12 protein-coding genes are annotated in these 15,039 nt (G+C 42.4%); 3 read left to right on the top strand and 9 right to left on the bottom strand.

Going from position 1 to position 15,039, the window contains the following annotated elements:
* Window positions 1–27: 27 nt before the first annotated feature.
* The 4 genes from DQM45_RS04155 to cdaA all read right to left on the bottom strand — a co-directional run bounded on the left by DQM45_RS04155 (window position 28) and on the right by cdaA (window position 3,978).
* Window positions 28–696, bottom strand: a complete 669-nt coding sequence (locus DQM45_RS04155; protein WP_003085285.1) for a GNAT family N-acetyltransferase — start codon at window positions 694–696, stop codon at window positions 28–30.
* 66 nt (window positions 697–762) lie between these two features.
* On the bottom strand, window positions 763–2,115 hold the full coding sequence (gene glmM, locus DQM45_RS04150; protein WP_003083947.1) for a phosphoglucosamine mutase: 1,353 nt from the start codon (window positions 2,113–2,115) through the stop codon (window positions 763–765).
* A 58-nt stretch (window positions 2,116–2,173) separates the two neighbouring features.
* Window positions 2,174–3,130 (bottom strand): CdaR family protein, encoded by a 957-nt coding sequence (locus tag DQM45_RS04145; RefSeq protein WP_003085969.1) that lies wholly within the window; start codon window positions 3,128–3,130, stop codon window positions 2,174–2,176.
* Between the two features lie 2 nt (window positions 3,131–3,132).
* Window positions 3,133–3,978, bottom strand: a complete 846-nt coding sequence (gene cdaA / locus DQM45_RS04140) for a diadenylate cyclase CdaA (protein WP_039984495.1) — start codon at window positions 3,976–3,978, stop codon at window positions 3,133–3,135.
* Between the two features lie 101 nt (window positions 3,979–4,079).
* Between cdaA and murT the strand changes: the two genes are divergently transcribed.
* On the top strand, window positions 4,080–5,423 hold the full coding sequence (gene murT / locus DQM45_RS04135; RefSeq protein ID WP_003083046.1) for a lipid II isoglutaminyl synthase subunit MurT: 1,344 nt from the start codon (window positions 4,080–4,082) through the stop codon (window positions 5,421–5,423).
* Complete coding sequence (gene gatD / locus DQM45_RS04130; protein WP_003085115.1) at window positions 5,423–6,211, top strand: lipid II isoglutaminyl synthase subunit GatD; 789 nt, start codon at window positions 5,423–5,425, stop codon at window positions 6,209–6,211. Before murT ends, gatD begins: the two co-directional genes overlap by 1 nt.
* 68 nt (window positions 6,212–6,279) lie before the next feature.
* Here the strand turns inward: gatD and DQM45_RS10320 are convergent, their stop codons facing one another.
* A complete protein-coding gene (locus DQM45_RS10320) occupies window positions 6,280–7,713 on the bottom strand; it encodes a collagen-flanked surface repeat-containing protein (RefSeq protein ID WP_003083500.1) in 1,434 nt (477 codons plus the stop codon).
* A 563-nt stretch (window positions 7,714–8,276) separates the two neighbouring features.
* Here DQM45_RS10320 and DQM45_RS04120 point away from each other — a divergent pair.
* Window positions 8,277–9,443, top strand: a complete 1,167-nt coding sequence (locus DQM45_RS04120) for a YSIRK-targeted surface antigen transcriptional regulator (protein ID WP_003085467.1) — start codon at window positions 8,277–8,279, stop codon at window positions 9,441–9,443.
* Window positions 9,444–9,489: 46 nt separating this feature from the next.
* On the opposite strand, the gene DQM45_RS04115 is transcribed toward DQM45_RS04120, so the two are convergent.
* The 4 genes from DQM45_RS04115 to DQM45_RS04100 form a co-directional block, all read right to left on the bottom strand.
* A complete protein-coding gene (locus tag DQM45_RS04115) occupies window positions 9,490–10,479 on the bottom strand; it encodes a lipoate--protein ligase (protein WP_003083890.1) in 990 nt (329 codons plus the stop codon).
* Between the two features lie 162 nt (window positions 10,480–10,641).
* Window positions 10,642–12,402 (bottom strand): dihydrolipoyl dehydrogenase, encoded by a 1,761-nt coding sequence (lpdA, locus tag DQM45_RS04110; RefSeq protein WP_003084277.1) that lies wholly within the window; start codon window positions 12,400–12,402, stop codon window positions 10,642–10,644.
* A gap of 99 nt (window positions 12,403–12,501) precedes the next feature.
* Window positions 12,502–13,917: a dihydrolipoamide acetyltransferase gene (locus DQM45_RS04105; protein ID WP_003085046.1), complete on the bottom strand. Its 1,416-nt coding sequence runs from the start codon at window positions 13,915–13,917 to the stop codon at window positions 12,502–12,504.
* 118 nt (window positions 13,918–14,035) lie between these two features.
* A complete protein-coding gene (locus DQM45_RS04100) occupies window positions 14,036–15,037 on the bottom strand; it encodes an alpha-ketoacid dehydrogenase subunit beta (RefSeq protein ID WP_003082562.1) in 1,002 nt (333 codons plus the stop codon).
* Between the last annotated feature and the right edge of the window lie 2 nt (window positions 15,038–15,039).

Raw genomic sequence — 15,039 nt, 5'->3', positions numbered from 1 at the left:
TTTACGAGATAGGTCACGAGACTAAAATTACTTCTTAGTCGCTGCGCTATCAGCAACCGACTTAGTCATTCTCACAAAATCATAGACAGACCCATTGGTTTCCTGAGCAAAATGCCTCTCTTCTTTATAGCCGCACTTACTATAAAGCTTCCGTGCCCTTTGGTTAAAAGCTGCCACATTAAGGACAAAGCACTCCACTTGGTAAGTTTTCAGCGCATAATCTTCAATAGCTTTTAAAAAGTCAGAACCATAGGATTGCCCAGTCCACTTGGGCGCCATACCTAGACCAATCTCCAGTTCCTTATCATACACGACAAAGGAGGCAAAGCCAAAGAGAATCCCATTTCGGATAACTTGTACATAAGTGTCCTGGCGGAGATATGGATTGATTATCTCATCATAATCATCTGGGTCAGCAGTTAGATTGTAAAAATCGTAGGGACTAGGATACTGCCAATCATTGGCTATAGTTTCAGCAGCCTCTTGACTGAGAGGCATAAGATAATACCACGGTTTATCCTGCCAAACTTGGAAAAGCTTACTAATATACTTAAGACGTCGACCTTGGACCTCATAATCTTCTGTCTGATAGATGTAGTCGACATAACCTTTCTGGTACTCAGGGATAATGGTTTGAAAATAGGCAGAGGCTTTGGGATCTAAGCGTCTGAGGATTTCTTCTATTTGCGCTTGCAACTTTAACTTCTCCTTTCTCTTGTGATTTTCTTATGAAAAAAGTGTCGTAAGTACGACACTTTTATATTAAGCAATTCCAATTTCACGACGAACAACGTCAGCAATGGTGTCAACATAATAATCAACTGCTTCATCAGTTGGTGCTTCAGCCATAACCCGTAGCAGCGGCTCAGTTCCACTTGGTCTTACCAAAATGCGACCGTTACCTTCCATCTCAGCTTCCATTTGTTCAATGATAGCTGCGATAGCTGGAACTTCCATCGCCTTGTTTTTCATGCTGTTTTCAACACGGATATTGACCAATTTTTGAGGATAAATGGTTACTTCTGCGGCTAACTCTGACAGTGTTTTACCTGTTTCTTTCATGACCTTGGTCAGTTGGATAGCTGTTAGTTGACCATCACCGGTTGTATTATAGTCCATGATGATGACATGGCCAGATTGCTCGCCACCTAGATTGTAGTGTGAGCGACGCATTTCTTCAACCACGTAACGATCGCCAACTGCAGTGACTGCTTTGTTAATACCATGCTGGTCCAAGGCTTTGTGGAAGCCAAGATTTGACATGACAGTTGTCACAATTGTGTTTTGCGCTAGGAGACCTTTTTCTGATAGATACTTCCCGATGATAAACATAATCTTATCACCATCAACAATCTCCCCTTTTTCATCAACAGCTATTAAGCGGTCGCTATCACCATCAAAAGCCAACCCGATATCAGACCCGTTTTCAAGGACTAAGGCCTGTAATTGTTCTGGGTGGGTTGAGCCGATGCCATCATTGATGTTTAAGCCATTTGGGCTTTCACCAATCACGAGGATATCAGCTTGCAAATCAAGGAAAATATCACGTGCTGTGGCTGACGCTGCACCATTAGCTGTATCTAAGGCAACTTTCATGCCTTCTAGGCCAATTCCTGTTGATACCAAGAATTTTTCATATTTGCGTAAGCCTTCTGGATAGTCCACCAGAGTTCCCAATCCTTGTGCACTTGGACGAGGAAGGGTATCTTCTTGAGCATCAAGCAAGGCTTCAATTTCTAGTTCTTGGTCATCAGCTAATTTAAAACCGTCGCTACCAAAGAACTTAATGCCATTATCATGAGCTGGGTTGTGACTAGCTGAAATCATAACGCCTGCGCTAGCATTTTCCGTTCTGACCAAGTAAGAAACTCCGGGAGTGGCTAGGACGCCTAACTTATAAACTTCAATCCCCACTGACAAGAGGCCAGCAATTAGGGCAGATTCAAGCATTTCACCAGAAATCCGTGTGTCTCTGGCTACAAATACTCTAGGACGCTCTGTTTCGTGTTGGCTAAGTACATAGCCACCAAAACGGCCTAGTTTGAAGGCTAACTCGGGGGTTAACTCAAGGTTAGCTTCTCCGCGGACACCATCTGTTCCAAAATATTTACCCATAATTTATCCTTAAGCGTTAAACGCTTCCTCCGTTTCAATTTTCCTTTGATATTATCTATTATTTCTTTTTGGTTGTCAACTGAACAGTCACCGAGGTGGGTTCTATGGAAACGTCATCAGCCTTCAAAGCTATTGTTTTATTACCATCTTTAGTGACATCTGAAATATCGACTTCAGCTAGGACTTCATAAATGTTATCTAAGACTTCTCTTGGGCCAGAGATAATGGCTGTTTGTTTTGATAATTTCGGTGTAATTGCGCTGAGACTACTATCTAGATGACCGACCATAGATAATCTAATAGGAACTTCTTTAGTTATCTTTTTAATGGCAACCTTGAGATTGGTTTTAGCTGGACTAATGGAACTTGCTAAAACAGTCCCATCAGCAGAAACTGCCTGCAGAGTAACCTCACCACTATAGTTAGCAGATAGTCGGACATCGTCAGGTAATTTAGCCACCACGTGATCAATCATGTCAATCTTAGACTCATCACTGGTCACTTCAACCTTGTGGATGCTAGTTGAAATTTCAGCAATCTCATATCCAGGATTTATTTGTTTAGGATCGGCACTGCCACTGACTGAGAATGTCTTGGTTTTCTTTTTACCGATGGTCACAGAAATCTTATCAGGGGTCACTTTTGCCGCTACCCCAGATGGAAGGTTGGTCACTCTTAGTGGTACGGTAACTTTTCCTGGTTTGCTATCACTGAGGTCGGCCACGATTTTAAAGTTACGGGTATCGCTGTTGACCTCAGAGTCGAGCTTAATCCGGTTAGTTGAGGTTAGATAAACTTGGGCCGCATAGGAATACTCACTTATGAAATACTTATCACTGTCATATTTGAGATCAATGGGGACATCTGTCAGGCTGTGGGTATAGGTTTCAATCGGGCTGTAAATCTGGCTATTAGTGTTTCGCACATTACTAGAGGCTGCGGTCAAAAAAAGCGCAATCGCAAAGAAGATTGACACTAAGCCGACCCATAAACGGCTATTTAAAAATTTCTTCATAGTTACTTACCTCCCCACCATTTCTTATACCAGATGTTTTTCGAACTTGTTTCTTTGACCAAGTAGGAACGTAAGACCTTTTCAAAATCTGACTTGCTTAAATCATGCAAGAACTGGCCCTTGCGGGTTACAGAAATACCTCCAGTTTCTTCTGAAACAACAATGGTGATGGCGTCTGAGTTTTCAGACAAGCCAATCGCTGCACGATGCCGTGTGCCAAACTCTTTAGAGATGGACATAGATTCTGATAGTGGCAGATAAGAACAAGCAGAGACGACTTTATTACCTGAAATAATGACTGCCCCATCGTGTAATGGCGTGTTTGGAATAAAGATATTAATGAGTAACTGACTAGAAATATCGGCATGTAAAGGAATCCCCGTTGAGATGTACTCCTGCAAGGTCTGTGTTTGTTCGATCGCAATTAAGGCGCCAATCTTACGAGGGCTCATATAGGCAACTGACTTGACAATCGCATCTACTAAGCGCTCTTCACCGCTCATCAGCTCTTTAGGACGAAAAACTTGAGTTGAGCGACCAAATTTTTCTAATCCTGTCCGTATTTCCGGTGCAAAGATAACTACCCCAGCAATCACCCCATAGGTGATGACTTGGTTCATCAGATAGGTAATAGTGGTCAGGCCTATCCACTCGGCGATAAAACGAACAATAATAAATAAAAGCACCCCTTGGACCAGGGACATGATTTTAGTGCCGGCCAGAGCCTTGATAAAACGGTAAATAGCATAGGCAACAATAAAAATATCCAAGAGATGAATAGTCAGCATCCTGGGGTCATCAAACAAACTTAAGATAAACTTCGCATCGATATTACTTAGGTTACTCATAGGTCTCGCTTTCTATGTGAAATAGATATCATATATATTATATCACGTTTCCTGAAGATTTTCTGTATCTAAATTTGTGAATTCTATGTTAAAATATAAACATGAAAATGAAAACGATAATGGGCATTACTGCCGGGAAGACGGCACAGACCGTCCTTAAAACTATGGGCCGAGGTTCGACCTACCCAGGAAAACTGGCCCTAAAATTTGATCCAAGCATCCTTGATACCTTAGCTAAAGATTACGAAATTGTTGTTGTCACAGGAACTAACGGCAAAACCTTAACCACTGCTTTGACCGTTGGAATCTTACAAGAAGCCTTCGGCCAGGTTCTGACAAACCCTAGTGGGGCTAACATGATCACTGGGATTGTCTCCACCTTTTTATCTGCCAAAAGAACTAAAAGTGGAAAAAAAATCGCCGTCTTAGAAATTGACGAAGCTAGCTTACCAAAGGTGACCCAGTATATCACTCCTAGCCTCTTTGTATTTACAAATATTTTCCGTGATCAGATGGACCGCTATGGCGAGATTTACACTACCTACCAGATGATTCTTGACGGAGCTAAAAAGGCCCCTGAAGCAAACATCTTAGCCAATGGTGACAGCCCGCTCTTTGCTTCCAAAGAAGTGGTCAATCCCATACGATATTATGGCTTTAACACCCAGTCTCATCACCCTCAACTGGCCCACTACAACACCGAAGGAATCCTCTGTCCGCGTTGTGAGCATATCCTACGTTACAAGGAAAATACCTACGCTAACTTAGGCCATTATATCTGCCTAAACTGTGAGTTCGAACGTCCACAACTGGACTACCAACTCACAGCCCTGACCGAACTCAGCAACCATAGCTCAGGCTTTGTCATTGACGGGCAAGAGTATAAGATTAATGTTGGCGGGCTCTATAACATCTATAATGCCCTAGCAGCTGTCGCCGTTGCCGAGTATTTTGGTGTCGCACCTGAAAAGATTAAAGCTGGTTTTGACAAGAGCCGGGCCGTCTTTGGTCGCCAGGAAACCTTCACTGTCGGCCAAAAAAGCTGTACCCTAGTCTTGATTAAAAACCCAGTTGGTGCTAGCCAAGCCCTAGAGATGATTAAACTAGCCGACTATCCTTTTAGCCTCTCTGTTCTCCTCAATGCCAACTATGCAGACGGTATTGATACCTCTTGGATCTGGGACGCTAACTTTGAACTCATCAGCCAGATGGACATCACTGAGATTAATGCTGGCGGCGTTCGCCACTCAGAGATTGCAAGGCGGCTACGGGTGTCTGGTTATGATGAAAACAAAATCACCGAGACAGCCAACCTCCAAGAGGTCTTAGACAATATCAAAGAGCAAGAAGCTGACCATGCCTATATCTTAGCTACCTATACCGCCATGCTCGAATTCCGCGAACTTTTAGCCAAACAAGACCTCGTTAGAAAGGAGATGAACTAATGACCTATACCTCACTACAATCTCCCACTAACCGTGACTACCGTTATGAACTTAACCTAGCCCACCTCTACGGAAATCTAATGAATACCTACGGCGATAATGGAAACGTCCTCATGCTCAAGTACGTCGCAGAGAAACTAGGTGCCAAGGTTACTGTTGATATCGTCTCAATCGGTGACAACTTTGACCAAGACCACTACGATATCGTCTTTTTCGGTGGTGGTCAAGATTACGAACAAAGCATTGTGGCTAAGGATTTACCAGCAAAGAAAGCGGCCATCTCCCAGTTTATCGACCAAGATAAGGTCATCTTAGCCATCTGCGGGGGCTTTCAATTGCTAGGCCAGTACTATATTCAAGCTAATGGTGAGCTAATTAACGGCATCGGTGTCATGGGACACTACACCCTAGGCCAAGACAAAAACCGCTATATCGGTGACATCAAGATCCACAATCAGGAATTTAATGAAACCTATTACGGTTTTGAAAATCACCAAGGCCGGACCTTTTTGTCTGCGGATGAAAAACCGCTCGGACAGGTCGTCTATGGTAATGGTAATAACAAAGAAGACCAAACTGAAGGCGTCCATTACAAAAATGTCTTTGGCTCCTACTTCCACGGCCCTATCCTCTCGCGTAACGTCAATCTAGCCTATCGCTTAGTGACAACCGCTTTAAAGAACAAGTACGGCCCTGAGATTGAGCTTTCTCCCTATCAGGACATCTTAGCTAAAGAAGTGGCCGAAGAGTATGCCGACATTAAGAGTAAGGCTGCTTTTGAGCGGTAAACGTCTAAAACCTCTAAGGATAATCCTTAGAGGCTTTTTTACTCTATATGAAATAAAAGGGAGAAGAATTAGTCTTCTTTTTTAGTTTTAACAGTAGTTGCCAACATACCAGCACCAGCCAATACTGCAAGCGCTGCTGCAGTGAAGAATGGGTTAATGCTGTCACCTGTTGAAGGCAATTGTTCACCAGCCATCTGACCTTGGCCATTTGCTGCTGCTACAGCTACAGGCGCGTTAAGAGCTACTGGCATACCAGCTGCATTACCTTTGCCATTGTTTGCTGGCATATTATGAGCGTTTTGACCATTCATACCATCGCGACCTGGTTGACCATTTTTACCGTTCATACCATCGCGACCTGGTGCTCCTGGTTGACCATCTTTACCATCACGACCTGGCACGCCTGGCTTACCATCTTTTCCGTCTTTTCCATCACGACCATCTTTTCCTGGCTCACCGTCTTTACCATTGCGTAGGTTGATTGATGAACGTGTTCCATCTGGGTTTAAGAAGGTAATCGTGTGGCTACCGTCAGAATGAGTTTGTGTTTTTACAACTGGAGATAAGCCATCACGACCATCTACACCGTCTAGACCGTTACGGCCATCGCGACCATCGCGGCCATGGCGTCCATCTAAACCTGCACGACCATCGGCACCGTCAGTTCCGTGTTGACCATCTTGACCTTTACGACCATCTTTACCATCACGACCCTTAGCTCCATCACGACCATTACGGCCAGCTTGACCATCGCGACCTTTTGCGCCGTCTTTTCCATCACGACCGGCTGTGCCGTCGGTACCGTTCTTACCGTCTTGGCCTTTCATGCCGTCTTTTCCGTCGCGACCATTTTGACCATCACGACCTTCAGCACCACGGGCACCATTTTTACCGTTCTTACCGTTTTTACCGGCTTTTCCTTCTTTACCGTCTAAACCGTCACGGCCATCACGACCAGTGTCTCCTTTTTCTCCTCGACGACCATCACGGCCAGCGTCTCCTTTCTCTCCTCGACGACCATCACGGCCGGCTGGACCTTGTTCTCCTTTTTCGCCATCTCGACCATCGCGGCCTGGTAACCCACGTTCACCTCTTTGACCATCACGGCCAGCGTCTCCTTTTTCTCCTTTCAGTCCGTCACGGCCGGCTGGTCCTTGTGGGCCTATCGCACCATCGCGGCCGGCTGGACCTTGTACACCTTGTTGACCATCGCGGCCGGCTGGACCTATCGGACCAGGCAATCCCGGTTGTCCCTGAGGTCCCGGTGCTCCCGGTACTCCCGGAATTCCGGGAGGTCCTGGAACTCCTTGAGGCCCTGGAACTACGTAATAATAGTTATTTGCTCCATTACCTAAACTAAATCCATCAACTTGGGCTTCTACTTTCGTGCTTGATATCCCAACTGCACACACTGTCGCTAAGAGGATTGATGCTGCTCCAAGTCTGTATTTACGATTAGCAGAAACTTGCTGTTTAGCAAGATTTTTCTTGTTTTGTGTCATGACACTTGTCTCCTTTTTTCCTATTCCCTTCTTAAGATAGGGAATAGTTTTGATTAGTTTATTAGTTATATCGAGTCATTCTGCTGATAACTTTTTCATTACCATATTTCTATAATAAAAAACTCATCTAAACCTTACAAACTCTTAATAACCGTTACTTATAATGCCATGATTTGTCTTTACTAACATGATTTTTTCGCTTTTTTTTTGAATAAAACGGTAAAAAGATAGGATATTTTACAATTTTCATTTTTTATTCATTTTTATATCATTTTATTAATTTATGATTTTAATTTCACTCTTTTATGTGTTAAATTGTATCTAGGAAAGACACTTGTCTATGAGTGGGTCCCTATTATCCTTTATTGGTCGGAACACTCAATATTTTATCCGATAGCAGGTTTTCACAACGATTTAGACCCTATCTTTTTCATTTATATCCTACTCCCTAAGGTTCCGGCCCCAAGCTCACATAATGCTTAACGCCATCACTCACTCATAGGCAGTTGCTTTCTTATTTTTTGATATGAATTAACCATTTAGTTAAAGGACGTGACTCATTTATGCAGAATCATCCAATCTTAGAATCTATGCATATTTGTTTAAAATTACCCATTATCATTTTGAATCAAGACTTAAAGCTGCTTAAGGCTTTTTTTCATGCTCCGTGCCAGCCCAGACTCACAGCTGACTTGCTAGCTGAGCTAGCTCTGGTTCGTAAGCGTAAAAGTTTGTTGCCTTTTACTTTATTAACGAGTCCTTCTGGCCTCAGCTTAGCCCTTTACCCTTTTCATGACTACTTCTTTTTGTTTGGTCCCTTTCAGTTGGATCAAAAACTGACAAAGCTGTCCACTTTAGCTCAGACCCACCCGGTCAGTCAGAAATGTCTGGATCTTGATATAGAGCTAGAGAGCTACCATATTATAGACAGTAGCCACCTGCTCCATCTCATTCACTACTTCTTTACGGATGAGATCCATTTTCTAAAGACTGAACAGGCTCAAATGACCAACCAGAGCCTCTTAGATATTCGTAAAGGCCTCTCAGAAAAGCTTTTACAAGAGTGTCACTTCGAAGAAGAGTCCAGCTTTGACTTTGAGTTTGAACTCTTGGAAAGCATCAAAAAAGGCGACCTGCAAAAGGTTCGCCTCTTCCTGAGTCAAGATTTGACCCCCTCCTCCTATCATAAGGACCTGCGATCGGAGAAAAACTATTCCATTATCCTCTTTGAAAAGCTATCGCAGCTAGCCATCATGACGGGAGTCGATCAGCACTATGCCCATCATTCACGCGACTATTACATCGAGAAATGTGAAGCCTGCCAAAAGGCCTCGGAGGTGCTTCTCCTGAGAGAATCGGCTATTATCCTCTTCACCCAAAAGATTGGCCAGTTCAATAGTCATTCCTACCTGATTTCAAACATTCTCCACTACATCAACCAAAATTTATCCAAGAAATTATTGATTGAGACGATTGCTAAGGAGTTTAACTTCAGTGAATCCAACATTCGTAAGCTTTTTCGCAAGGAAATGGCCTGTTCTATCCAGCAGTACATCAGTCGCAAAAAAATCGAAGAGGCTAAAATTCTCTTACGACAACAAACTAGTGTCACTGAGATTAGTAATAGCCTGGGTTATTCTGATGCCGCCCACTTCTCACGTAGCTTCAAAGCCATGGTCGGCATGTCACCCAAACAATTTCAAACGGCTCCTATTAGAGATATTGTCTAAGGCTAACAAAAAACCAAGCTCGCTTGACGCGAACTTGGTTTTTTTATTAAGCAACAATGCCTTTAGCAACTTCTTGAACAGTCATGCCAGAGAAGTACTGAGTAGTGTCAATAGTTTGGAGTTTTTCAAGAACATCTTTATAGTCATATTTGCAACCAATCAAGAGGCTCTCAACGTCTTTGACATCTTTAATCCCGAAGAAATCTCCGTAGATTTTAATATTTTTGATAATGGAGTTTTCAACATTGGCAAACGTATTAATCTTACCAGCTGCATAGCGAACATTCCGCTCAATTGTGTATTCTGGAGCCTTGCCATAGGTCCAGTCCCAGCTTCCAAACTGCTCATCGGCAGATTTTTGAATCTTAGCCAATTCATCTTCTGAAAGGACGTATTCCGTCATTTCAGGATAGGTTTCCTTCATTTTTTCAAGGATTTTATCAGAGAACTCGGTTACAGTGATTTTCTCTGGTAGTTCGTCAAGGATATTTGTCACACGTGCACGAACCGATTTAATCCCTTTAGAAGCAATTTTATCCTTACTAACTTTAAGGGCATCGCCAAGCACTGTCATATCAACGTCAAAGAGGAGACAACCATGGTGCATCATACGACCTTTGTAATAGGCTTGCGCATTACCGCAGAATTTTTTCCCATTGATTTCTAAGTCATTACGGCCAGTAAACTCAGCTTTGACACCAAGGTCAGCAAGAGTTTCGATAACAGGTTGTGAGAAGGTCTTGAAATCAAAGGCACCTTCAGCTGATTTGTTAGAAATGATGGTATAGTTGAGGTTGTTTAAATCGTGATAAACCGCACCACCACCAGATAGACGACGGACAACATGAATACCGTGCTCATCTGTGTATTCTTTGTTAATTTCTTGAATAGTGTTTTGGTGCTTACCAATAATGATGGCTGGTTCATTAATCCATAGGATAAAAATCTCATCTTCAGATAGTAATTCTCTAAAAGCATAAGCTTCTAAAGCGATATTATAGGCCGGATTATTACTTTTGTTAACAATGTATTTCATTTTTTTCTCCTGCTATTAATAATTTATGACTGTATCTATTTTAAGGCAAAGTAAGGCAAAAAACAAGCCTTTGGCATTGTGAGAAAGACAGGAAAGCTATAAGTTTCTCAAGCCATGCAAAAAAGTTTAGGACATCCTAAACTTTTTTTGCTAAGCTTTTACTTATTTTCTTTTTGGTGGGTTATGGATTGCTTCGCCTAAAACGTCAGCAAATGCTTCATACATTACTTCTGAGAAGGTTGGGTGACCATGGATAGAAAGAAGCAATTCATCAACTGTCAATTCTGATTCCATAATAGTTGCTGCTTCGTTAATCATCTCTGCCGCTGCAGGACCAATGATATGGACACCTAGGATTTCGTGGAATTTAGCATCCGCGATAACTTTTACGAAACCATGCGCTTCGTTTGATGCAATGGCACGTCCGTTACCAGTAAAGCTGTTACGGCCTACTAGGATATCTCCGTATTTAGCACGGGCGTCTTCTTCAGTGATACCAACCATAGCCACTTCTGGGTGTGTGTAAACAGCAGCCGGAGTGAACTCAAGGTTAGCTTTGCGAACGTTACCATGCATTGCGTTTTCTGCTGCAACTTCACCCATACGGTAAGCAGCGTGAGCAAGCATCTTAGTTCCGTTAACATCACCCGGTGCATAGATGCCAGGGATAGATGTTTCTTGGTAGGCATTAACTTTGATACGGTTACGATCCATTTCAAGGTTAAGATTTTCAAGACCATTCATTTGTGGGACACGACCGATAGACAGCAAAGCTTTTTCAGCAACAACTTCTTCGCCGTTGTTGAGTTTCAAGGTTAATTGGTTGTTTGCTTCTACGATTTCTTCAACACCAACTGAAGTTTTAATCTTCATACCTTTTTTGGTCAAGATTTTTTGCAACTCAGTTGATACTTCTTTATCCATAGCAGGGATAATGCGGTCTGCCATTTCAATAACAGTAACCTCTACACCATAAGAAGCCCAAACAAGACCAAGTTCGATACCAACGACACCACCACCCATAACAGCTAGAGTTTTTGGCATTTCACGTAAGTCAAGGATATCATCAGATGTCAGAACTAGTTTAGAATCAATACCTGGAATGTTGATACGTGATACTTTTGATCCAGTAGCAAGGATAATGTTGCGACCTTTGATAGTTTCAGAACCAATGCTTACAGTTTTATCTGGGTTAACTTGACCTAGACCATTAAAGATGGTTACTTTGTTAGCTTTAAGGAGACCTTTAACACCACCAGTTAGGGTTTTAACAACAGAATTTTTGAATTCTACTGTTTTATCCATGTCAATAGTGTAGTTTGTTGATGCAAGGTTGATACCGCGACCAGCTGCAATTTTCAAACCGTCAAGGATTTCCGCATTTTTGAGGTAGGTTTTGGTAGGGATACAACCAACGTTTAAGCAGGTACCACCAAACTCAGTTTTTTCAACGATAGCAATTTTACCGCCAAGTTGCGCACCACGGATAGCCGCGTAGTAACCAGCAGGGCCACCACCAATAACAACAATGTCATATTCATTGTCCGCAAGTGGTGCTTTATCTGCTTTTGCTGCAGGTGCGTCTGATTGGGCAGGTGCTTTTGGTACTTCAAGACCAGCTGCCTCAAGGTCAGCAGTTGCTTTTTCAGCTGCAGCGCCTGATGAGCCTTCTTGGATTTCTTCACCTTCTGCTCCGATGTAACCAATCACTTCTGTGACAGGAACAACGTCGCCAGCTTGACGAACGATTTTCAAGAGAACACCAGCATCTTCTGCTTCGATTTCCATGTTGGTTTTATCTGAGTTGATTTCTAGTAAAATGTCACCTTCGTTAACAGTGTCACCTTCTTGTTTTTTCCACTCGATGATTTCGCCTTCTTGCATGTCTACACCGAGTTTTGGCATAATAATTTCAACAGCCATTCTTTTCTCCTTTTATTAAATCCTATAAAGGGACTGGGTCCCTTTATATTCTTAGTCCATTATAACCTTTATTGCGTCAACTGACTAATTCATGTTCAATTAGATTAAAAGTCCAAATGGGTTTTCCATCAAGTTCTTCAAATCAACCATGAATTTAGCACCATTCATACCATCTACGATCCGGTGGTCGATGGTTAAGCACATAGCCATGATTGGACGCGCCACAATTTCACCATCAACAACTGTTGGTGTTGGGATAGTTGCACCCACACCTAAGATTGCTGAGTTAGGTTGGTTGATAATTGGGTTAAATGTTTTAGTTCCAAACATTCCTAAGTTGGTGATTGAGAAGGTAGAACCTGACATTTCAGCAGCTTTTAATTTACCAGCCTGAGTTTTCTTAATCACGTCTTTAGAGGCTACGACAAATTCGGCTAGTGTCATTTTATCAGCATTGTGAACAACTGGTACAATAAGTCCATCGTCTAGGCCAACTGCGATACCAATATTGACAAATTTGTGCAATTCAATCTCTTGAGCATCATTAATGAGTGAAGCATTCATGTAACGATGTTCCGGTTTCATCAATGTTTTAACAACAGCCATACCAATCAGGTCGGTGAAGGATACTTTAAGACCTGTTTTTTCCATGATTGGATCAATCAGTTTTTTACGAAGAGCCATCATTTCTGTCATGTCGATGTCATAGTTAAGGGTAAATGACGGAGCTGTTAGGTAAGAGTTGGTCATACCTTTAGAGATGGCTTTACGCATTGCTGACATCTTGATGATTTCAACGCCTTCTGGTAGATCTGCTTTTGGTTTTTCAGCATCAGCTGATTTGGCAGCAGGTGCCTGAGTGGGTTTGGCAGCTTCTGTAAGAGCAAGGATATCTTCTTTCATTACTTTGCCTTTGAAGCCACTGCCTTTAACAGTTGCTAAATCAATACCTGCATCAGCAGCCATTTTGCGGGCCAATGGTGATGCTTTAGGTTGGGCAGTTTTAAAGTTCTCAACGTCTTCAGCGTGCACACGACCTTTTGGTCCTGAACCAGGAACTTGACCAAGGCTTACGCCCATCTCTCTTGCAGCTTTACGGGCAGCAGGTGTCGCACGGACCTGAGAATCATCTCCTTGTGGTGCTGATGTTGCTGGCACTTCAACTGCTGGTCGTTCAACTGCTTCTTTTGGAGCAACTGTTGGCGCAGCATCAGCTGAATTTGGTGCAGGAATTTCTGTTGCTTTCTCACTTGAAGCGATATTATCAACAGATTCTCCTTCTGCTCCAAGGTAGCCGATAACTTCTGTAACAGGGACAACATCACCTTCGTGACGAAGGATTTTTAAGAGAACTCCAGCATCTTCTGCTTCGATTTCCATATTGGTTTTGTCTGAATTAATTTCAAGAAGAATATCGCCTTCGTTGACGGTATCACCTTCTTGTTTTTTCCACTCGATGATTTCGCCTTCTTGCATATCAACACCGAGTTTTGGCATAATGATTTCGACAGCCATAATTTTCCTTTCGTTTTCTCTTTTCTAAAAATAGCCAGTGACGCTTGATTGAGTTCTGCTATTTTTATCAACGAAATAGACTGAAGGAAGCCTCAGCATTGAGACTTCATTCCTTTGTCTATTCGTTACCGTTTTTAGCCATTTTATGAATAGCTGCTTTGATTTTTTCAACATCTGGTAAGATAGCTTGTTCTAATACACGTGCATAAGGAACTGGCACATCTTCACTTGCTAAACGAACAATTGGATGGTCAAGGTAATCAAATGCTTCACTTTCTGTAATCATTGTTGCAATCTCGCCAGTGTAACCACCAGTTTTGTAGGCGTCATTGACTAACATAACTTTACCTGTTTTCTTAACAGATTCAATGATTAATTCTTTATCAAGTGGCACTAAAGTACGTGGGTCAAGAACTTCAACATTGATACCTTCTTCAGCAACTTCTTCAGCAGCTTGAAGAACGCGTTCTAACATACGTCCGTATGAGATGATTGTCAAGTCTGTCCCTTCACGCTTGATTTCCCCTTTTCCTAATGGAATATAGAAATCTGGATCTTGGTTAACTTCTTCTTTTTTACCGTAAAGTGCTTTTGGTTCCATAAAGATAACGATATTGTTATCTCGGATAGCAGATTTTAGAAGTCCTTTTGCATCGTTGGCGTTACCTGGTGCAACCACTTTGATACCTGGGATATGTGTCATCCATGCTTCAAGTGATTGTGAGTGCTGTGCTGCTGATCCAATACCTGAACCTGATGCTACACGGAAGGTTACCGGTGTTTTCAAACCACCACCAAACATGTAGTTATTTTTAGCACCATTGTTAACAATAGCATCCATCATGATTGTCAAGAAATCCATGAAGGTTACGTCAACGATCGGACGAAGACCTGTGATTGCAGAACCGATAGCTGCACCTGAGATAGCTGCTTCTGAGATTGGGGTATCTTTAACACGTTTTGCTCCGAATTCTTCAATCATTCCGACTGATGTTCCGAAGTCTCCACCATACACACCAACATCTTCACCCATAAGGTAGATATTTTCATCTTTGCGCATTTCTTCTGTCATGGCAAGATTTACGGCTTCACGCAAAGCCATTAATTTTGTTTCACTCATTA

It is taken from the genome of Streptococcus porcinus, from assembly GCF_900475415.1.
Lineage (GTDB): Bacteria > Bacillota > Bacilli > Lactobacillales > Streptococcaceae > Streptococcus > Streptococcus porcinus.
This window is presented reverse-complemented; position numbering and strand designations above follow the sequence as displayed.